This is a genomic window from Promicromonospora kroppenstedtii DSM 19349 (assembly GCF_000515355.1).
Classification (GTDB): Bacteria; Actinomycetota; Actinomycetes; order Actinomycetales; family Cellulomonadaceae; genus Promicromonospora; species Promicromonospora kroppenstedtii.
Map to the genome: position 1 here is coordinate 8,429 of NZ_KI911768.1, position 986 is coordinate 9,414.

A 986-nucleotide genomic window follows, 5' to 3' on the forward strand; every position below is an offset into this window, starting at 1 on the left:
GGCGCCGACGAGCTCGGCGATCGCCGTCGCGCCGCAGACCGTGACGACGGCGAACCCGGCACCCCGCACGGCGGAGGCGGCGAGGATCCAGCCGAGCTGGTCGGTGAGCACGAGTGCCAGGGACGGCAGGCCGAGCAGGAGCACGCCCGCGACGAGCGTCCTGCGCCAGCCCAGCCGGCGCAGGGCCCAGGGCACGGTGGTCTGGAAGGCGACGGTGGCCGCCATGAGCACGGCGTTGACGAGCCCCGCGCCGGCCTCGTCGGCACCGCCGTGGATGGCCCACAGGGGCGCCGTCGGCAGCAGGAGCGCGTAGCCGGCGAACCCGCACAGCGACATCCATACCAGGGCCCCGATCCCGGGTACGCGCAGGATGGGCTGGTCGGGGTCGGTCGGGAGGCTCACGTGGCCTCACCCTACCGACGCCGTTCAGGGACCCGGGCCACCGCCCAGCGGAACGCGTTCAGCAGGCGGTACCCGCCGTCCGGACGGCGGAACGGCGCGGCGGCCTCGACGACGACGGGTGCGAGGTCGGCGACCGTCGCCTTGCCCTCGCCGAACAGGATCCCGCGCACCAGGTCGTCGGCGTTCCGGGCGGTCCACGGGACCGGCACCACGCCGTGGTCGAGCACCGTCCAGCCGGCGTCGGCCAGCAGGTCGGCCAGGCCGCCGGGCAGGCGCAGCGGGCCGTCCTCGGGCGGGTCCTCGTCGTCGGCCTCCGCGAGCGCCACGTTGATCGCGTCCAGGTCGTTGCGGCTCCGGTCGGCCCAGCCGGCCAGTCCGACGACGCCGCCCGGCACCAGCACCCGGGCGATCTCGGCCAGCGCGTCGTCCAGGTCGTCGGCGAACTGCACCGCGTTGACGGCGAGCACGGTGTCGAAGGCGTCGTCGTCGAACGGGAGGTGCTCGACATCGCCGCGGCGCACGTCGGCGCCGACGGCGCGGGCCCGCGCGAGCTCGACCATCCGGGCCGCCGGGTCGACGCCGCC

General features: G+C 76.3%; 1 protein-coding gene and 1 pseudogene. Both read right to left on the reverse strand.

Translation table 11 applies throughout. The features are described from left to right. Nucleotides 1-402, reverse strand: a pseudogene (locus PROKR_RS36675) (MFS transporter); the annotation flags it as partial. Nucleotides 403-413: 11 nt separating this feature from the next. Beyond that, nucleotides 414-986 (reverse strand): class I SAM-dependent methyltransferase (locus PROKR_RS30200; RefSeq protein WP_036971735.1); only part of this gene is annotated, 573 nt, incomplete at its 5' end.